Source organism: Arthrobacter ruber, from assembly GCF_002954225.1.
Taxonomy (GTDB): domain Bacteria; phylum Actinomycetota; class Actinomycetes; order Actinomycetales; family Micrococcaceae; genus Arthrobacter_D; species Arthrobacter_D ruber.
This window is the reverse complement of sequence record NZ_PPTH01000017.1, coordinates 63,526-81,797: the sequence shown is the minus strand read 5'-3', so window position 1 is coordinate 81,797 and position 18,272 is coordinate 63,526. Positions and strand designations below refer to the sequence as shown.

Sequence of the window (18,272 nt, the reverse complement as noted above, 5' to 3'; positions counted from 1 at the left end):
CGGGGCCGGAAGGGCACGAAGTGATGACCACCGAGCGCATCCTGAACGGGCGGTACGAGGTCCTCGAGCTGATCGGGCGCGGGGGCATGGCCGATGTGCACCTCGGCCGCGACCTCCGTCTGGGCCGGTCGGTGGCCATCAAGGTCCTGCGGCAGGATCTGGCACGGGATCCGCTCTTCCAGTCGCGCTTCCGCAGGGAGGCGCAGGCCGTGGCGGGGCTCAACAACCCCACCATCGTCGCCGTGTACGACACGGGCGAGGAGGAGATCCCCGACCGTCCGCAGCACGAGGTCCGGGTGCCCTTCATCGTGATGGAGTACGTCGCCGGGCGCACCCTCCGCGACCACGTCAAGTCCGGCGATCTGACGCCGGGTGACAGCATCACCTACCTCGGCGGGGTGCTGGGCGCCCTCGAATACAGCCACAAGGCCGGCATCGTCCACCGGGACATCAAACCGGCCAACGTCATGATCACACCCGACGGCGCCGTGAAGGTCATGGACTTCGGGATCGCCCGCGCGATCGCCGATTCGCAGGCCACGATGACGCAGACCCAGGCCGTGCTCGGCACGGCGCAGTACCTGTCCCCGGAACAGGCCCGCGGCGAGACGGTGGACGCGCGCAGCGACCTGTACTCGGCGGGCTGCCTGCTCTTCGAGCTGCTCACCGGCCGGCCGCCGTTCATCGGGGACAGCCCCGTCTCCGTGGCCTACCAGCACGTGCGGGAGGACCCGCCCGTCGCCAGCAGCCTCGAACCCGCGGTGACGCCGGCGCTCGACTCCGTGCTCGCCAAGGCGCTGCAGAAGAATCGCGACCACCGCTTCCAGGACGCCGCGTCCTTCCGTCGGGCGCTGCTCGACGCCGCCCACGGCATCTCCGTGGCCGGCGGAGCGGGGATGCCCACCGAAGCGCTGGATGTGCATGCACCGCGCGCACGCGGCGTCAGGACCGGAGCCAGGGCCGCCGTCCCGCTCGCCGTCGAGCCGCAGACGCGTGCCATCGACAGGGTCTCGACGGAACGTCCCGTGCCGCACCATGCGGAGGACGACGACCGGCTCGACCTCCTGCGGTCGAGCGGTACGGCGGACGAGCTGCAGGACCGGCGACGGAGGTCGTCGAGGATCGCCTGGATCACCGTCTTCTTCGTGGCGGTCCTGCTCGTGCTCGCGGGAGGATACGTCCTCCTGAACAACATCTCGGACACCCGGCCCTCCCAGGAGGTGGTCACGGTCGCCGTACCCGACCTCGTCGGCATGAGCGAGGCGGACGCCACCGACGCCGTGGTGGATGCGGGACTGGTGCCCTCCACCGACGACGAGTACAACGCGACGGTGGACGCCGGTGACGTCATCGCCTCCGATCCTGCGGCAGGGACGTCGGTGGAGAGGGAATCGCGCGTCAACATCACGGTCTCGCTGGGTCCTGCCAACGTGGTGCTCCCGGACACTCTCGCCGGACTCACGGAGTCCTCCGCGCGCGACGCGCTCGAGGACCTCGGTCTGAGGGGCGGCACGATCACGGAGGAGACGAGCGCTGAGGTCACGGAAGGCAGGGTCATCACCACGAACCCACAGGCCGGCCAGACGGTGCCGGTCGGGAGCGCCGTGAACCTGGTGCTGTCCAACGGCAAGGTGACCGTCCCCCTGCTCACGGACCTGACGGTCGACCAGGCCCGGGCCTTGCTGGCCGATCCTGCGGTCCGGTTGCCGTCCTCCGTCCGGGAGGTCGAGAACAGCGTCGTCACCCCGGGGATCGTCACGGCGCAGTCGGCGCCGGCACGCTCGCAGGTCGACCAGGGCACGGAGATCGTCCTGACCGTCGCGAAGGCACCCCCGGCGGAGCCCGCCCCTGAGCCGGTGGAGCCCACCCCCGGGCCGTCGGAGACATCGGGCGGTCAACCGACCGAGGGCCCGGACGAGCCGACCGAGACGCGGCCCACGGAGGGCGACGACTGACAGGCGGCGTCGGGACAGGCGGACCGCCGGTACATGCCCTGGTGGGAAAGGGCTGCTAGCGCGCGATGAGCGGGCTGAGGCCCGCCGCCTTCGCTGCCGCGCCCTCGAGTCCCAGCGACTCCAGCCAGTTGCCCAGCATCTGGTAGCCGCCCTCGGTGAGGACCGACTCCGGATGGAACTGGACGCCGCACAGGGGAGCCGTCCTGTGTTCGAGGCCCATGATGATGCCGCTGGCCGTGCGCGCGGTGACGGTCAGATCCGCCGGGACGTCGTCGCTGACCGCAGCGAGGGAGTGGTAGCGCGTCGCAGTGACCGGGGACGGCAGGCCGGCGAAGACACTCGTCGCATCGTGTTCCACGAGGGAGGTCTTGCCGTGCATGAGTTCGGGAGCATGCGTCACGGTTCCGCCGTACGCCTCCGCCAGCGCCTGGTGTCCGAGGCAGACCCCCAGCATCGGCTTGGCGTGCTCGCCGCACCACCGGATCAGCTCCACGCAGACACCGGCTTCGGCGGGTGTGCCCGGGCCGGGGGAGATCAGCACACCGTCTCGGGAAGCGGCCATCTCCTGCGCCTCGGCGAGGGTGACGTCGTCGTTCCTCACCACCGTGGTCTCGGCGCCCAGTTCCTGGAGGTAGCCCACCAGGGTGTAGACGAAGCTGTCGTAGTTGTCGACGACGAGGATGCGGGCGGTGTCAGCCATGAGCTAGGGGGAACCAATCGTTGAATCTGTGAGCGGGTTGAACTGGGAGACCCAGGGGAACACGGCGACCATCAGCACCGTGACCGCTGCGAGGACCAGCAGCACGGAGAGGACGATGCGCATCCAGAGCGGCCCGGGCAGGGACCGGAAGATCCATCCGTACATCGCGGCTACCCCTGTCCTGCGGCGCGTGCCACGTGCTCGGCGATCTCGGGCGGCGGGCCGGCGTCGGCGGGACGCCAGGACTCGAGCACCGAGTACGCAATGATACGCTCCTGCGCTCCGAAACGCGGATTGCAACTGGTCAGCGTCAGGATCCTGTCCACCGGCTCGGCGGCGGGCTCGGTGGGGACCGGTGCGATCACATCCGCGCGGTCCGGCAGGACGATCTCGGTGTTCCGGAACACGTAGGTGTAGTAGCCGTCGCGTGTCTGGACGTAGAGCCGGTCCCCGGGGACGAGCGTGTGGATCTGGTCGAGTACCTGGCCGTGGGTCTGTCGGTGGCCGGCGAGCGCGAAGTTCCCCACCGCTCCTGGAGCCCCCGTGCCGGGGTAGTGACCGAGGCCGAGGTTGTCGAGGACGTCGGTGCCGACACCGGCGGTGACGGGGCGTGAGTAGTCGTCCCCGAAGCGCGGGATGTAGACCACCGCGAAGGTGCCCACGAGGTCCCCCTGCGGCAGGACGGCAGGGTCACCGAAATCCTCGGGTGCGGGGGCGTCGGGGCCTGCGCCGGCAGGTGCGGGACCGGCCGCGGGCGGCACGTCGGCGAAGAACTCCTCGAGCGCCTGCTCCTGCTTGATGCTGGAATCGATGTTGGTCCACCAGAGCTCCCAGCCGACGAAGAGCAGCAGGACCACTCCGGCGGTGATCAGGAGTTCGCCCAGGACCTGCGCTACCAGCTGGCCGGGAGTACGACGACGGCGTGCCCGATCCGGGCGCCCCACCCGTGGTTCGGGTGGGGCGTCGATGGTCGACCTCGCCACTGCCGCTCCTGCCACTCGGGATGCACCGGTATCCGAACGATCTTGGCTAGAATCGTTTCCGAGAACCGGGCCGCCGGATGAAGTTCTTCCCACAGGATAACCTGCGGGCCCGAACGCACCGGCGCTGCCCTGCGAGACAACCGGCGCCGCTGATCCGCAGCGGCCCCCCGTCGAGGAGAATCCGTGCCCGAGTCGAAGCCCCGCAAGAGAGCCAGCACCGCCGCGTCCGCCGTGGGGTCGTCGCAGCCCAAGCCGAACCCGGTCTGGTACAAGCCGGTGATGTTCGGGCTCATGATCATCGGCCTGCTGTGGATCATCACGTTCTACATCTCCGAGGCAACCCTGCCGGTGGCGGCCTGGGGATCCTGGAACATCCTTGCCGGCTTCGGCATCGCGATCGTGGGCTTCCTCATGACCACGCGCTGGCGGTAGCCACAGCACCCGACGCCGGGCTCGGCGTTCGCTGCAGCGCCGAGAAGGCACCAGGGCCCCGGTCCTGCCGTTCACCCCGCCCTCGACGGTGCGTGCACCGTCGTCGGTCGAGGTGGACGGGTCGACCGGCGTACTGGAGGGTAGCAGGGAACCGGCACCGAGGGGATTTCCCGCTGTACACACGCTGTGTATGAAGTTATCCACAGTTGTGCATGAGACTGTTGATCCTCCTAGGACCGGCCCGAAATTCCGGGCCACGCTTATCCACAGGTGTGGAATTACATGTGTGTAAGTTATCCCCCATGTGGATAACTGGTGTGGAAAACTCCGAAGGGGCCGGTGCGCAGTGCACCGGCCCCTTCCTGCGACGTGCTCCTAGAGCGGGAGGAGGGAGACTCCCACGAAGGTCAGGAGGGCGAGTAGCACCACGACGCCCCCCAGTCCCAGCAGCTGGGTCTTCGCCTGCCGCGCCCCACGCGGAGCGTAGGCGATCGCAGCGGCGCATGCTGCACCGGCGATCAGGCCCCCGAGGTGCGCCTGCCATGCGATCCCTGCCACCACGAAGCCGATCACCGCATTGATCGCGATCAGCACCACGATCTGGCGGACATCACCGCCGCGCTTGCGCTGCACGATGAAGAGCGCCCCGAACAGCCCGAATACCGCACCGGATGCACCGACGACCGGCTGCAGCGGATTGTCGCTGAGCAGCAGTACCCCGATCGATCCGCCGAGGGCCGAGATCAGGTACAGCGCCAGGAATCTGGCCCTGCCCATCGCCGGTTCCAGGACCTTCCCGAGGATGTACAGCGCGTACATGTTGAACGCGATGTGGAGGAAGGAACTCGGCGAGTGGAGGAAGGCCGCGGTGAGCATGCGCCAGGGCTCTGCCGGGATCACACCTCCCGCTCCCGCCGTGTACACGGGTGCATAGGCGAAGGAGCGGATGATCCCCGGCACCACGAGCTGCAGCAGGTACACCACCACACAGAGACCGATCAGGGTGTAGGTGACCACCGGGGTGTCCCCGCGGACCGCACCCCCGAACGCGTTCCGGCGAGCCGGGACACTCGCGGCCTGCTCGCGGACGCAGTCCACGCACTGGAAACCCACCGCAGCCGGACGCTGGCATTCGGGACAGGCCGGACGGCCGCACCGCTGGCACCGCACGTAGCTGACGCGGTCGGGGTGTCGCGGGCAGACCGGTGCCTCCTGGCTGCCGGCATCGGGCGCGGGGACACCATAGGACATACGGCTAGAGCTGTTCCACGGTGATGCTGTCGATGACGACGTTGTCGAGGGGCTTGTCCCTCATGTCGGTGGCGATGGCGTTCAGCTTGTCGACCACCTTGCGGGATTCCGGGTCGGTGACGTCACCGAAGATGGTGTGCTTGCCCTGGAGCCAGGTGGTGGGCACGGAGGTGATGAAGAACTGCGACCCGTTGGTGCCGCGCCCTCCCTGGAGGCCCGCATTGGCCATGGCCAGCTTGTAGGGCTCGTTGAAGGTCAGGTCCGGGTTGATCTCGTCGTCGAACTTGTAACCGGGGCCGCCGATGCCCTGGCCCAGGGGATCGCCGCCCTGGATCATGAAGTCCTTGATGATGCGGTGGAAGACGGTGCCGCTGTAGAGGGGGGCGTTGCTCTCCTCGCCGGTCTGCGGGTGGGTCCAGGTGATCTCGCCCGTGGCGAGACCGACGAAGTTCTTCACGGTCTTCGGGGCGTGATTGCCGAAGAGGTTGACCTCGATATCGCCCTGGTTGGTGTGGATGGTCGCTTTTGCTGTCGGAATAGCAGTCATTGGCCCATTCTTCCACGCGGCTCCTGACAATAAGCTGGAGTGGTCCCATTCCGCGCACAGTGAAACGCCGCCCTCCTGGCGCGGCCGGGACCCATACGGATAGCACCCCCTGCCCATGCAACGTAGGCTGATCAAAACGAACAACCACCCCTGGAGGTTTTTGTGAAGAAGAACGTACGCGACACCCACGAGCTGGAGGAAGGCGTCGCTCTCGGACTGGCAGCAGCAGCCGGACTGGCTGCAGCGCGGGATTGGGCGGCGCCCCATGTCGACGCTGCCTACGGCTGGGTGAAGCCCCGATGGGAGAAGGGCGTCGAGACCGCGACCCCGGCCCTGCAGGACACCGTCCGCAAGGCGACCGAGGGGATCGCCGGCGGAGTCGCCGCAGTCCAGGGCAGTGTCGACAAGGTCGGCCCCCGGATCACACAGGTGATCGATGGCACCACCCCGAAGATCCAGGAGACGCTCGGCAAGGCGGCTCCGGCACTGGACTCCGCCAAGGGCAGGGTTGTGGAGGAGTACCTGCCGGCGCTCTCGACCAGGCTCGGTGAGGCGGCCGAGACCGCGTCCCGTTCGCTGGCAGCCACGACCATGCCACCCGCGGTCGAGAAGGCCGTCACCCGGATCACCGGGGACAAGAAGGCTGCGAAGAACGCCCAGAAGCGGCTCGTCGTCGCGGCCATGCAGGCCTCGAAGGACCTGAAGAGGAGCAAGGCCCGCAAGTCGGGCAAGGGCTGGCTCGTCCTCGGGATCATCGCATCGGCGATCATCGCCGGTGTGGCCGCCTGGCGGGCATCCAAGCCCGTCGAGGATCCGTGGAAGACACCTGCCCCCATCAAGGCCACGGCCGGCCCTGCGTCACCCCAGAAGTCGAAGGATTCCAAGGACGCCGTCATCAGCATCAAGGAGGCGGCCGACCGTGCCGCCGCGGCGTCCGGCGAGGTTCCTGCGGCCACCGCGAACACGAACCCCGACGCAGCGCCGTCCGCTTCGGACACGGCGAAGGGCACCGACGGCGCCAAGCACGCCGCTGAGCCCACGGACGATCCCAAGGTCTGACATCCGCTCGATCTCCTGAAACAGGAAAGGACCCCGGCCTCGTGCCGGGGTCCCTTCTCGTTCCGAGACATATACCATCCAGCATATATTCCTCGGCGCGACTACTCTCCGCCGCGTACCGGCGGGGGTGTGGGCTCTCTCTCCTCCGCGAGGGATCGACGGCGTCGGCTCAGGCGTTGCTGTCCCCGGATCACGACGACGAGACCCACGATGATCAGCCCCAGTCCGCCGTACGTCCCGGCAGGCAGCGTCTCGCCGAGGAACACTGCGGCGAGGATGGCCGCCCCCGGGATCTCCAGCAGGATGATCATCGAGACCACGAGCGGGCTCATCACGGCCAGCAGGTGGTTGAACACCGAATGCCCCATGATCTGCGCCATGAGGGTCACCGCCAGGATGCCTGCCCAGGCAGCGGGGGGAAAACCGACGACCGGCTGGCCCGTGACGGCGCAGAGCACCAGGAGGATCACGGCGCAGGCACCGTAGCAGAGGGTCGTGTACGTCCCTGTCGACATGGTCCGGCGGGCCGTCGCCCCCACCATCTGATAGACACCCGCCAGCGCTCCTCCTGCCAGGGCGAGGAGATCGCCGAGCAGTGCATCGCGCGAGAGCGAGAGATCGAACCCGGTGATGACGACCACGCCGAGGAACGCCACTCCCAGCCCCGCCACCGTGGCGCGAGGGGGCCGGGAGCCGAGCAGCGCATCGAACAGAGCGATCCAGGCCACCTGGAGGCAGACGAGGGCCGTTGCCGCCGCCACGGAGGTGAGCTTCAGCGCCGTGATGAAGCAGGCGAAATGCAGGGCGAGGGCTACCGCGGCGAGGGCCGTCCTCCGGTAGTCGACGGCGCGGAGCGCCATGAACTCCGATCGCTTCGACAGCGCGGCGGGCCCTCCCATGAGGAAGGCTCCGAGCAGGTTCCGCCAGAAGGCGATGGCCAGGACCGGGGCGGCGGTCGCTGCCATGATCGGCCCGGACGCCGAGACCCCGATGACGCCGAGGATCGAGAGGAAGATGGTCACGCGGCAACCCTATGGCACTCCGTACGCACCCCGGCACCACGGCCCTCAACGCAGGAAGTCCCGGTCGATGACCGGGACTTCCTTTCGGTGGAGGCACGGGGACTCGAACCCCGAACCCCCTGCTTGCAAAGCAGGTGCGCTACCAATTGCGCCATGCCCCCGAATGAACCCTGTCCGGTGTACTTTCGCCGGATCGGGCCTTTTGCTACGCTATGTCGTCCGTCGCGTTGCTCCAGACGTTCTTGCTCTTCTCTGAATCCTGCCACCGCTTGTACACGAGGACACCTGCTGCAGCCGCTGCCGCGATGAGCAACTTCTTCACAACTGTCTCCTTGCAGTCACCTGCCGGTAGTGGATCCGTGGGCGTACCAGGACTTGAACCTGGGACCTCTTCGTTATCAGCGAAGCGCTCTAACCGCCTGAGCTATACGCCCCGATACCTCTTCGGGCCGAGATACGACTTTACAGTAGTGGCTCGGCTTTCTTCAAATCGCCGTGGGGCGCCGAAGAGACCCGGTCTCCTAGTCGTCGGTGAGCGTGACGCCGATGCCGCCGACGAGGGTGGACGAGATGTTGTAGAGCACCGCCGAGAGCATGGCCAGAGCGGTCAGGAGCACCACGTTGACCACGGCGATGATCGTCGCGAAGGAGACGACCTGCGGGAGCGAGGCGAACTGACGGAGGTCGAATCCGCCGCTCTCCGATCCTGCGATCTCGCCCAGGAGCGCATTCACGCCGTCGAAGATGCCCGTGAGGTCCAGGACGGTCCAGATGACGATCGCCGCCACGACGGTGACGATGCCCAGGGCGACCGACAGCAGGAACGCCATCTTGAGGACGGACCAGGGGTCCACCTTGCTCACGAGCAGGCGGGCCTTGCGGGCTTTCGCCTTCGGGGCGGGCTTCACGAGGCCCGGCCGCTGCCCGGCCTGCCCTCCGGCCGAGGCCGGGCGCTGGGCGGGTCGCGCGGGGGCGTTCACGCGCGGAGGGGTCCCCGGCGTTCGCACTTGTCCGCTGGCGGACCGCGGGTTGGTGTTGGCCGAGCTCACTCAGTACCTCCGTGTTCCGGCGACTCAGCGTCAGGCTCAGCCGTTTCCTCTGTCGACAACCGTACTTCATCGGCTGTGAACTGCGCAGGATCGTCCTCCGGGGTGACCGTCCCGAGGACGTCCACGTCCGGGCTGGCCTCGGAGGGATCCTCGATGAGGCCCTCCTCGACGGCGACGCTGCGCTCGCTGTTGCGGGCCACCGCGATGATGCGGTCCGACTTGTCGGGCTTGGCGAAGATCACGCCCATCGTGTCGCGTCCCTTCGCGGGCACGCCGGCCACGGCGGAGCGCACCACCTTGCCGCCGCCCATGACCACGAGCACCTCGTCCTCCTCCTGCACCACGAGCGCTCCCACGAGGTCACCGCGTTCCTCGGCCAGCTTCGCGACCTTGATGCCGAGCCCGCCCCTGCCCTGGACCCGGTAGTCGTCGACCTTCGTCCGCTTCGCGAAACCACCCTCGGTCACGATGAAGACGTACGAGTCGTCCGTGACCACATTGGCTGCCAGCAGGTCGTCGTCATCACGGAACTTCATGCCGGTCACGCCCGAGGTCGCGCGTCCCATGGGCCGCAGGGCGTCGTCGTCGGCCGTGAAGCGCAGTGACTGTCCCTTGCGGGAGACGAGCATGATGTCGTCCTCGCTCGAGACGAGCTGTGCGGAGACGAGTTCGTCGTTGTCGCGGAGGTTGATGGCGATCACGCCGGCCGTCCGGTTAGTGTCGTAGTCCTCGAGCCGCGTCTTCTTGACCAGGCCGCGCTTCGTGGCGAGCACGAGGAACGGCGACTGCTGGTAGTCGCGCAGGTCCAGGACCTGCGCGATCGTCTCGTCGGGCTGGAAGGCGAGCAGGTTCGCGACGTGCTGGCCCTTGGCGTCGCGCGCCGCCTCGACCAGCTCGTACGCCTTCGCGCGGTACACCCTGCCGAGGTTCGTGAAGAACAGGAGCCAGTGGTGCGTCGTGGTCACGAAGAAGTGTTCGACGACGTCGTCGCCGCGCAGCTGCGCCCCCTTGATGCCCTTGCCACCCCGCGCCTGCTGGCGGTAGTTGTCGCTGCGGGTCCGCTTGACGTATCCGCCGCGGGTGATGGTGACGACCATCTCCTCCTCGGGGATCAGGTCCTCCATGCTCATGTCGCCGTCGTAGCCCATGAGGATCTCCGTGCGGCGGTCGTCGCCGAACTTCGCGACGATATCGGCGAGCTCGGTGCTGACGATGCCGCGCTGCACGTCCTCGGAGGCGAGGATGCGGTTGAACTCGGTGATCATGGACTCGAGTTCCGCATGGCGGTCCTGGATCTTCTGCCGCTCCAGGGCGGCGAGGCGCCGCAGCTGCATGTTCAGGATGGCCGTGGCCTGCAGCTCGTCGATGGACAGCAGCCCCATGAGCCCGTCGCGGGCCTGCTCGGTCGTCGAGGACGCGCGGATCAGGGCGATCACCTCGTCCAGGGCGTCGAGGGCCTTCAGCAGACCCCGGAGGATGTGTGCCTCCTCCTCCGCCTTGCGCAGCCGGTACCGCGTCCGGCGGACGATGACCTCGAGCTGGTGGGTGACCCAGTGGCGGATGAACGCATCCAGGCTCAGCGTGCGGGGGACGTCGTCGACGATGGCCAGCATGTTCGCGCTGAAGTTGTCCTGCAGCTGCGTGTGCTTGTAGAGGTTGTTCAGCACCACCTTGGCGACGGCATCCCGCTTGAGCACGATCACGAGCCGCTGGCCCGTGCGACCGGACGTCTCGTCGCGCAGGTCGGCGATGCCGCTGATCTTGCCGTCCTTGACCAGTTCGGCGATCTTGATCGCCAGGTTGTCCGGGTTGGCCTGATAGGGCAGCTCCGTGACGACGAGGCACGTGCGGTTCTGGATCTCCTCGACGTTGACGACGGCGCGCATCGTGATGGAGCCGCGACCGGTCCGGTAGGCGTCCTCGATGCCCTTGTGTCCGAGGATCTGGGCGCCGGTCGGGAAGTCGGGGCCCTTGATGCGGGCGATCAGGGCCTCGAGCAGCTCCTCCCTGGTGGCCTCGGGGTTCTCGAGGTACCACTGGACGCCGTCGGCTACCTCGCGCAGGTTGTGCGGCGGGATGTTGGTGGCCATGCCGACAGCGATGCCGGAGGACCCGTTGACGAGCAGGTTCGGGAAACGCGACGGCAGGATGGTGGGTTCCTGGTTCTTGCCGTCGTAGTTGTCCTGGAAGTCGACGGTCTCCTCGTCGATGTCCCGCACCATCTCCATGGCGAGCGGCGCCATCTTCGTCTCGGTGTACCGGGGGGCCGCCGCGCCGTCGTTGCCGGGCGAACCGAAGTTCCCCTGGCCGAGCGCGAGCGGGTAGCGCATCGTCCAGTCCTGGATCAGGCGGACCAGCGCGTCGTAGATCGCCGAGTCGCCGTGCGGGTGGTACTGACCCATGACCTCGCCGACCACGCGCGCACACTTGTTGAACGAGCGGTCGGGCCGGTAGCCGCCGTCGAACATCGCGTACAGGACACGGCGGTGGACGGGCTTCAGTCCGTCGCGGACGTCGGGCAGGGCCCGGCCGACGATCACGGCCATCGCGTAGTCCAGGTAGGACCGCTGCATCTCCGTCTGCAGGTCCACCTGCTCGACGCGGTCCGTCAGGACCTCGCCCTCGATGGGCTCGTCCGGTCCGTTGCCGGTAATGTCGTCACTCATGAATCAGTTCCGTTCGTGAAGGGTTCTCAGCCACAAGGGTGAGTCGACCGCGAGCCGGTGCCCGACATCTTGTGTAGGCGCTTTAATATTCGCGAGGAACGAGCGAATTTCGTTGCGCCGGCAAGATGCCGGGTATCGGCACTCAGATGTCGAGGAAACGCACGTCCTTGGCGTTCTGCTGGATGAAGTTGCGGCGGGACTCGACATCCTCGCCCATGAGCACCGAGAAGACCTGGTCCGCAGCGGCGGCGTCGTCCATGGTCACCTGGAGCAGCGTGCGGTGGTCCGGATCCATGGTGGTCTCCCACAGTTCCGTGTAGTCCATCTCACCGAGGCCCTTGTAACGCTGGATCCCGTTGTCCTTGGGCAGGCGCTGGTTGTTGGCGAGGCCCATTTTGATGACCTCGTCGCGTTCGCGGTCGCTGAACACGTAATCGTGCTTGGCGTTGGACCACTTGATCCGGTACAGCGGCGGCTGCGCCAGGTAGACGAACCCGTTCTCGATCAGCGGCCGCATGTAGCGGAAGAGCAGGGTGAGCAGCAGCGTGGTGATGTGCTGGCCGTCCACGTCCGCATCGGCCATGAGCACGATCTTGTGGTACCGGGCCTTGTCCACGTTGAAGTCCTCGCCGATCCCCGCGCCGAACGCTGTGATCATGGCCTGGACCTCGCTGTTGCCGAGGGCGCGGTCGAGGCGGGCGCGCTCCACGTTCAGGATCTTCCCGCGCAGGGGGAGGATGGCCTGCGTCTCGGGATTGCGTCCCCGGACCGCCGAACCACCGGCGGAGTCGCCCTCCACGATGTAGATCTCGGAGCGGGCGGGGTCCTTGGACTGGCAGTCCTTGAGCTTGCCGGGCATGCCACCCGATTCCAGCAGTCCCTTGCGGCGCGTGGACTCGCGCGCCTTGCGGGCCGCGAGACGGGCCTGGGACGCCTGGATGGACTTGCGAATGACGTCGCGTGCGGGTCCGGGGTTGCGCTCGAGCCAGTCGCCGAGCTGGTCGGTGACCACGCGCTGGACGAACCCCTTCGCCTCGGAGTTGCCCAGTTTGGTCTTCGTCTGGCCCTCGAACTGCGGCTCCGACAGTTTGACCGAGATGACGGCGGTGAGGCCTTCACGGATGTCGTCACCCGTGAGGTTGTCGTCCTTCTCCTTGATGATGTTCTTCTCGCGCGCGTACTTGTTGATCAGCGTGGTCATGGCCGCACGGAAACCCTCTTCGTGGGTGCCGCCCTCGTGCGTGTTGATCGTGTTCGCGTAGGTGTGCACGCTCTCGGAGTACGCCGACGTCCACTGCAGAGCCACCTCCACGGCCATCCTGCGATCCGTGTCCTCGGTCTCGAACGCGATCACGTCCGCGTGGATGACATCCACGCGCTTGGAGGAGTTGAGGTGGTGGACGTAGTCCAGCAGTCCGTTCTCGTAGAGGTAGACCACCGACCGGTGCTTCGGTTCTCCGTCGGACTCCTGCGCACTGTCCACCTCCGCGACCTCGTCCGTCTCCACAGCGTCCGCCCGCTCGTCCGTCAGCGTGATGCGCAGTCCCTTGTTGAGGAAGGCCATCTGCTGGAAGCGTGCGCGGAGCGTCTCGAAGTCGAACTCGGTGCTCTCGAAGATGGTGTCGTCAGGGTAGAACGTCTGCGTGGTGCCCGTCTCCGAGGTCTCCTCGCCCTTCCTCAGTTCACCGAACGGCTTGCCGCCGTCCGCGAAGGACTGCCGCCAGACGTGCCCCTGGCGGCGCACCTCGGTCTCGACGCGCTTGGACAGGGCGTTGACCACGGAGATACCCACGCCGTGGAGGCCACCCGACACCGCGTAGCCACCACCGCCGAACTTGCCGCCCGCGTGCAGGATGGTCATGACCACCTCCACGGTGGGACGCCCCTCGGTGGGGTGCATGTCCACGGGGATGCCTCGGCCGTTGTCCACGACCTTGACGCCGCCGTCGGCCTGGAGCGTGATCTCGATGTGGTCGCAGTACCCGGCCAGCGCCTCGTCCACCGAGTTGTCCACGACTTCGTAGACCAGGTGGTGGAGGCCGCGCGGCCCGGTCGAGCCGATGTACATGCCCGGCCGTTTCCGGACGGCTTCCAGTCCTTCGAGGACGGTGATCTCACTGGCGCCGTATGCGTGCTCGGTGGCGGCCTCCAGAATCGGGGACTCACCCTCGCCGATCAACACATCACTTGCGTTCAACTCGTTCTCGTGTGCCACAGGCGTAGAAGGCTCCTCAGCTGGATAGACCACATCAGTCTCGTCCATTCTACCCTGCGCATGGTTGCGGCAGCGCACCAACCACCCCTCACCGGCCAAGAAACCGGGGTCAGAGACAGTAGCGGGTCCTTCCATGAGGACGGATACGACGGACGGTCCCCTGATTGCGCTACAGGCCGCTCAGCGGATGCGGCCTTCCGCTCCCGGCTCACCCGTAGGTGTCGCGCGGACCGCGTCCCTTGACGGAGCGGCCGCCCTTGCGCCAGCTCGGCGCAGCGGGTCCGACGACGGACAGCCGCTTCACGACACCGGCGCCAAGCTCGGCCTCGAACCGCTGCAGCACCTGCGGGGTCATCAGCCGCAGCTGGGTGGCCCAGGTTGTCGAATCGCACCGGACGAGGACGGTGTCGGCGTCGAAACTCTCCGGGACGCAGTGTGCCGCGATGTCCGCTCCGACGATCTCGTCCCAGCGGGACAGCACCGACCCGATGGCCACGGGCGATTTCCAGCCGCGTTCCGCGAGCATCCTCGAGAAGACGTTGCCCACGCCCTCCGGATCCCGCCCGCCGTAGGTGGGTTCGGGCGAATACCGGCGCCGCGGTGCCTTGCCCTGCTGCTTCGGAGCCGGACCGCGCGGCGTCCCCCTGGCCTGGGAGGCGCTGCGAAGCCGGTTCAAGAGGGCCTGCGGGGCGTCCTGTTCCGGAGGATCGGGCGTCCGTGACGGCTCCGGTCCGCGATCGGGGATCTCTTCCCGGTCGGGGACCGCGGAAGACGCCGGATCCTCCCCGTGGCGTTCCTCAGGCATCAGGCTCTCCGGCGGAAGGGACGGCTGCGGGCTCGTCGCGGTCCTCCGCGACGGATCCGGGGCCGTCCGTGGTCCCTGCCAGTCCTCCCGGGACCACGCGGATCTGCCGGCCGAGGAGTGCCGCGGGGATGTCGTCGCCCACGGCCGCCGTGACCAGCACCTGTTCGGCCGGCGCCACGATCGCGGCGAGGCGGGTACGCCGCTGGGCGTCGAGTTCGGCGAAGACGTCGTCGAGGATCAGGACCGGATCGCCGCCCGGCGTGTGGTCCTCCTCGAGCAGCAGGTAGTAGGAGGCCAGCCGCAGGGCCAGGGCCATCGACCACGTCTCCCCGTGAGATGCGTACCCCTTCACCGGTGCCTGACCCAGGAGGAGGCCGAGCTCGTCGCGGTGCGGACCCACGAGGGAGATGCCGCGGTCCAGTTCCTTCCTGCGGTGGCGCAGGAGGTTCTCCACGAACAGATCGGTGAGCGCCGGCAGCTCGAGGTCCCCGAGCCGCTCCCGGTCACCGTCGTGCAGGGCGTCCGCGCCGTCGTCGTCCATGGCGAGGTCCGCCGACGACGAGACGCTTGGGAGGTAGACGATGTCCGCGACCTTCGACCCGTCCGTGAGCTCCTTGTAGGCACGCTGGACGTGGGGGCGGAGGTGGTCGACGAGCAGGAGCCGTGCGGCCAGGAGTCGCGCACCGGCTTCGGCGAGGTGCTGGTCCCACACATCGAGAGTGGCTTCGTGCGCCGTCGAGAACCGTCCCGCGGCCCGGGCCGACTTCAGCAGGGCGTTGCGCTGCTTGAGCACACGCTCGTAGTCGGCACGCAGCGCCGACTGGTGCGGCAGCAGCGACACCATGACCTCGTCCAGGTACCGACGCCGTCCGGAGGGGTCGCCCTTGACGAGCGACAGGTCCTCGGGGGCGAACAGGACGGTCTTGAGGATCCCCGCCGCATCCCGTGCCCGTACGGGGTTGGCCCTGTTGATCCGGGCACGGTTCGCCGTCTCCGCGTTGATCTCGACCTCGACGCCGGTGCGCTGCGTGCCGCGGACGAACCGGCCACGGATGATGGCGCGGTCCTGGCCGAAACTGATCAACGGTTTGTCGCTGCTCACCCGATGCGAGGACAGGGTGGCCAGGTAACCGATCGCCTCGACGATGTTGGTCTTGCCCACGCCGTTGGGACCCACGAAGACCGTGATGCCGGGTTCGATCGCCGTGTCCAGTTGCGGGTAGCTCCGGAACCCGGTGAGCGAGAGGTGCTCGACGTACACCGGGAACTGCCTACTTCGGCTGGGCGGGCTTCACCGCATGGCCACCGAACTGGTTGCGCAGGGCGGCCACCATCTTCATGGACGGCGAGTCCTCCTGCCGGGAGGTGAACCGGGCGAACAGGGCGGCAGTGATAGCCGGTGCCGGCACGGAGTTGGCGATGGCCTCCTCCACGGTCCACCGGCCTTCACCGGAATCCTCGACGAATCCGGCGATCTGCGACAGTCCGGGGTCCTCCTGCAGCGCCTTGACCAAGAGATCCAGCAGCCAGGAGCGGACCACGGTGCCCTTCTGCCAGGCGGCGAAGGTGCCGTGCACGTCCTTGACGATGTCCTTGGCCTCGAGCAGCTCGTACCCTTCGGCGTAGGACTGCATGAGTCCGTACTCGATGCCGTTGTGGACCATCTTCGCGTAGTGTCCGGCGCCCACATCGCCCACATGCACGAAGCTCTCCGCGCGTTCGCCCTCGGGCCGCAGTGCATCGAAGATCGGCATGGCGCGTTCGACGTCGTCCTCGAGACCGCCGGCCATCAGCCCGTAGCCGTTCTCGAGACCCCATACCCCGCCCGATACACCGCAGTCGAGGAACCGGATGCCCTTCTGGGCGAGCAGGGTCGCGTGGATCTGGTCGTCCGTGAACTTCGAGTTGCCGCCGTCGATCACGAGGTCACCCTCGGACAGGACCTCGGAGAGGTCCTTGACCACGGCGTCGGTGATCTGGCCGGCGGGGACCATGACCCAGACGATCCGGGGTGCGGGAAGGGCGGACACCAGTTCGTCGAGGCTGGACACATCGGTGCGGTCGGGGTTGCGGTCGAAGCCGGTGACCTCGATGCCGTTCCTGCGAAGGCGTTCCCTCATGTTGAATCCCATTTTGCCGAGTCCGATGAGACCTATGTGCATGAGTTTCTCTTTCTGACGATGTGTCCGGCCGGTGGGCCGGTCGGGATACCTGCGGTGCTGCTACTGGTTGGGCAGCCGTACGGGCATCAGCAGGTATCTGTAGTCTTCCCTGTCCTCGCCGGAGGCGTCATCCTGCGCGGAGATCACCGCGGGTTTGGGGGGTGAGGTGAAGGAGAACCGGACGTACGGGCTGCTGAACGCGCCCAGACCCTCGCTGAGGTAGTGGGGGTTGAAGGCCACGGTGATGTCGTCGCCGTCGAGTGTCGCCTCGATGGCCTCGGACGCCTGGGCGTCCTCCCCGGTACCTGCGTCGAGGGTCACCTGGCCTTCGGTGAACGCCAGTCGCACGGGGGTGTTCCGCTCCGCGACGAGCGACACACGGCGGACGGCCTCGACGAGCACGCTCGTCTGCACCGTGGCGTGGATGGGCGTCTTGTCCGGGAAGAGCGAACGGATCTTCGGGTAGTCCCCGTCGACGAGCAGGGAGGTGGTCCGGCGTCCACCGGATTCGAAGCCGATGAGTTCGGAGTCGTCCGAGAGGGCGATGTTCAGATCGCCGGCACCTCCGAGGGTCTTCGCGACCTCGTTGAGGGTCTTCGCCTTCACGAGGGCGCTGGTGGAGATCCCGGGGGTCGACGGTTTCCAGGACACCTCCCGCAGGGCGAGGCGGTAGCGGTCGGTCGCCAGCAGCGTGATGAGGTCGTCCTCGATCTCCATGCGGACACCGGTGAGGATCGGGAGGGTGTCGTCACGACTCGCGGCGATGATCACCTGCGAGACGGCCTGGGCGAAGGCATCACCGTCGACGACGCCGCTGACCGCGGGGAGCTTGGGCAGCTCCGGGTATTCCCCTTCGGGCATAGTCGCGAGGTTGAAGCGGCTGTTCCGGCAGGTGAGGGTGACTTTCGAACCGTCGGTGGCGACCTCGACGGGTGCGGACGGCAGGCTCCTGCAGATGTCGGCGAGAAGACGGCCTGAGACGAGGATCGTGCCTTCCTCGAGCACATCGGCTGCGATCTCCAGCCGGGCCGAGATCTCGTAGTCGAAGCTCGCTAGACTCAGCGAACCACCCTCTGCCTTGATCAACAGGCCCGCGAGAACGGGGACGGGTGGTCTCGGTGACAGGGAGCGGGCGGTCCAGGACACGGCCTCCGCAAGTACATCCCGCTCGACTCTGAATTTCACGGAGCAGTGCCGCCTTTCGCCAGATCAAAAAAACAGCCACCGGCGAAGCACCGGCGGATGGTTGGGTCGGAGGTCGTCCGCGGAGGTCTCCGGGCACGGGAACTACAAACCCTACTGCGGAACAGCTTAGCCGGGTAGCGCTCCTGCGCAGCAGGGCGGTGCGGGCAGGGGGACGGACGGGACGTGGAGTGTTATCTGAAGAACTTTTGAAGTTTAAGGTTCGTAGTGTTAATAACTGCTG

At 67.4% G+C, this 18,272-nt stretch carries 17 protein-coding genes and 2 tRNA genes; 3 read left to right on the top strand and 16 right to left on the bottom strand.

Annotated elements, in window-relative coordinates; genetic code table 11:
* Positions 1 to 23 precede the first annotated feature (23 nt).
* The gene (pknB, locus tag CI785_RS11465; RefSeq protein WP_105032237.1) at positions 24 to 1,955 is read left to right on the top strand and encodes a Stk1 family PASTA domain-containing Ser/Thr kinase; all 1,932 of its coding nucleotides are present in this window, start codon (positions 24 to 26) and stop codon (positions 1,953 to 1,955) included.
* Between the two features lie 55 nt (positions 1,956 to 2,010).
* Here pknB and CI785_RS11460 read toward each other — a convergent pair whose 3' ends face one another.
* Genes CI785_RS11460 through CI785_RS11455 form a run of 3 tightly spaced genes read right to left on the bottom strand, consistent with a single transcriptional unit; the run spans position 2,011 to position 3,638 of the window.
* Complete coding sequence (locus CI785_RS11460) at positions 2,011 to 2,655, bottom strand: aminodeoxychorismate/anthranilate synthase component II (protein WP_105032236.1); 645 nt, start codon at positions 2,653 to 2,655, stop codon at positions 2,011 to 2,013.
* 3 nt (positions 2,656 to 2,658) lie between these two features.
* Complete coding sequence (locus CI785_RS17295; RefSeq protein ID WP_170068235.1) at positions 2,659 to 2,820, bottom strand: hypothetical protein; 162 nt, start codon at positions 2,818 to 2,820, stop codon at positions 2,659 to 2,661.
* Positions 2,821 to 2,825: 5 nt separating this feature from the next.
* Complete coding sequence (locus tag CI785_RS11455) at positions 2,826 to 3,638, bottom strand: class E sortase (protein WP_205753619.1); 813 nt, start codon at positions 3,636 to 3,638, stop codon at positions 2,826 to 2,828.
* 183 nt (positions 3,639 to 3,821) lie between these two features.
* Here CI785_RS11455 and CI785_RS11450 point away from each other — a divergent pair, with 183 nt between their 5' ends.
* Positions 3,822 to 4,070: a cell division protein CrgA gene (locus CI785_RS11450; RefSeq protein ID WP_105032234.1), complete on the top strand. Its 249-nt coding sequence runs from the start codon at positions 3,822 to 3,824 to the stop codon at positions 4,068 to 4,070.
* 375 nt (positions 4,071 to 4,445) lie between these two features.
* Here CI785_RS11450 and CI785_RS11445 read toward each other — a convergent pair whose 3' ends face one another.
* Together CI785_RS11445 and CI785_RS11440 are read right to left on the bottom strand one after the other, a co-directional pair.
* Positions 4,446 to 5,321: a rhomboid family intramembrane serine protease gene (locus tag CI785_RS11445; protein ID WP_105032233.1), complete on the bottom strand. Its 876-nt coding sequence runs from the start codon at positions 5,319 to 5,321 to the stop codon at positions 4,446 to 4,448.
* A gap of 4 nt (positions 5,322 to 5,325) precedes the next feature.
* Positions 5,326 to 5,868, bottom strand: coding sequence for a peptidylprolyl isomerase (locus CI785_RS11440; protein WP_105032232.1), 543 nt, complete (start codon positions 5,866 to 5,868; stop codon positions 5,326 to 5,328).
* A 162-nt stretch (positions 5,869 to 6,030) separates the two neighbouring features.
* Between CI785_RS11440 and CI785_RS11435 the strand changes: the two genes are divergently transcribed.
* A complete protein-coding gene (locus CI785_RS11435; protein WP_105032231.1) occupies positions 6,031 to 6,927 on the top strand; it encodes a hypothetical protein in 897 nt (298 codons plus the stop codon).
* A gap of 101 nt (positions 6,928 to 7,028) precedes the next feature.
* Here CI785_RS11435 and CI785_RS11430 read toward each other — a convergent pair whose 3' ends face one another.
* From CI785_RS11430 to dnaN, 11 genes are all read right to left on the bottom strand, one after another.
* Positions 7,029 to 7,949: a DMT family transporter gene (locus CI785_RS11430; RefSeq protein ID WP_105032230.1), complete on the bottom strand. Its 921-nt coding sequence runs from the start codon at positions 7,947 to 7,949 to the stop codon at positions 7,029 to 7,031.
* An 88-nt stretch (positions 7,950 to 8,037) separates the two neighbouring features.
* Positions 8,038 to 8,110, bottom strand: a tRNA-Ala gene (locus CI785_RS11425).
* A gap of 44 nt (positions 8,111 to 8,154) precedes the next feature.
* Positions 8,155 to 8,271, bottom strand: a complete 117-nt coding sequence (locus tag CI785_RS17545) for a DLW-39 family protein (RefSeq protein ID WP_240615167.1) — start codon at positions 8,269 to 8,271, stop codon at positions 8,155 to 8,157.
* A 38-nt stretch (positions 8,272 to 8,309) separates the two neighbouring features.
* Positions 8,310 to 8,383 (bottom strand) — tRNA-Ile (locus CI785_RS11420).
* 87 nt (positions 8,384 to 8,470) lie between these two features.
* The gene (locus tag CI785_RS11415; RefSeq protein WP_105032229.1) at positions 8,471 to 8,998 is read right to left on the bottom strand and encodes a DUF3566 domain-containing protein; all 528 of its coding nucleotides are present in this window, start codon (positions 8,996 to 8,998) and stop codon (positions 8,471 to 8,473) included.
* Positions 8,995 to 11,664 carry a DNA gyrase subunit A gene (gyrA, locus tag CI785_RS11410; RefSeq protein WP_105032228.1) on the bottom strand — a complete coding sequence of 890 codons (2,670 nt, stop codon included), beginning with the start codon at positions 11,662 to 11,664 and terminating at the stop codon, positions 8,995 to 8,997. The genes CI785_RS11415 and gyrA overlap by 4 nt, the downstream gene beginning before the upstream one ends.
* Positions 11,665 to 11,806: 142 nt before the next feature.
* Complete coding sequence (gene gyrB / locus CI785_RS11405; RefSeq protein WP_240615166.1) at positions 11,807 to 13,879, bottom strand: DNA topoisomerase (ATP-hydrolyzing) subunit B; 2,073 nt, start codon at positions 13,877 to 13,879, stop codon at positions 11,807 to 11,809.
* Between the two features lie 208 nt (positions 13,880 to 14,087).
* The gene (locus tag CI785_RS11400) at positions 14,088 to 14,684 is read right to left on the bottom strand and encodes a DciA family protein (RefSeq protein ID WP_105032227.1); all 597 of its coding nucleotides are present in this window, start codon (positions 14,682 to 14,684) and stop codon (positions 14,088 to 14,090) included.
* Positions 14,677 to 15,945 (bottom strand): DNA replication/repair protein RecF, encoded by a 1,269-nt coding sequence (gene recF / locus CI785_RS11395; RefSeq protein ID WP_105032226.1) that lies wholly within the window; start codon positions 15,943 to 15,945, stop codon positions 14,677 to 14,679. The genes CI785_RS11400 and recF overlap by 8 nt, the downstream gene beginning before the upstream one ends.
* 10 nt (positions 15,946 to 15,955) lie before the next feature.
* Complete coding sequence (gnd, locus tag CI785_RS11390; RefSeq protein ID WP_105032225.1) at positions 15,956 to 16,846, bottom strand: phosphogluconate dehydrogenase (NAD(+)-dependent, decarboxylating); 891 nt, start codon at positions 16,844 to 16,846, stop codon at positions 15,956 to 15,958.
* Between the two features lie 60 nt (positions 16,847 to 16,906).
* Entirely contained in the window at positions 16,907 to 18,031 is a 1,125-nt protein-coding gene (gene dnaN, locus CI785_RS11385; RefSeq protein WP_105032224.1) for a DNA polymerase III subunit beta, read from the bottom strand.
* Positions 18,032 to 18,272: the final 241 nt, after the last annotated feature.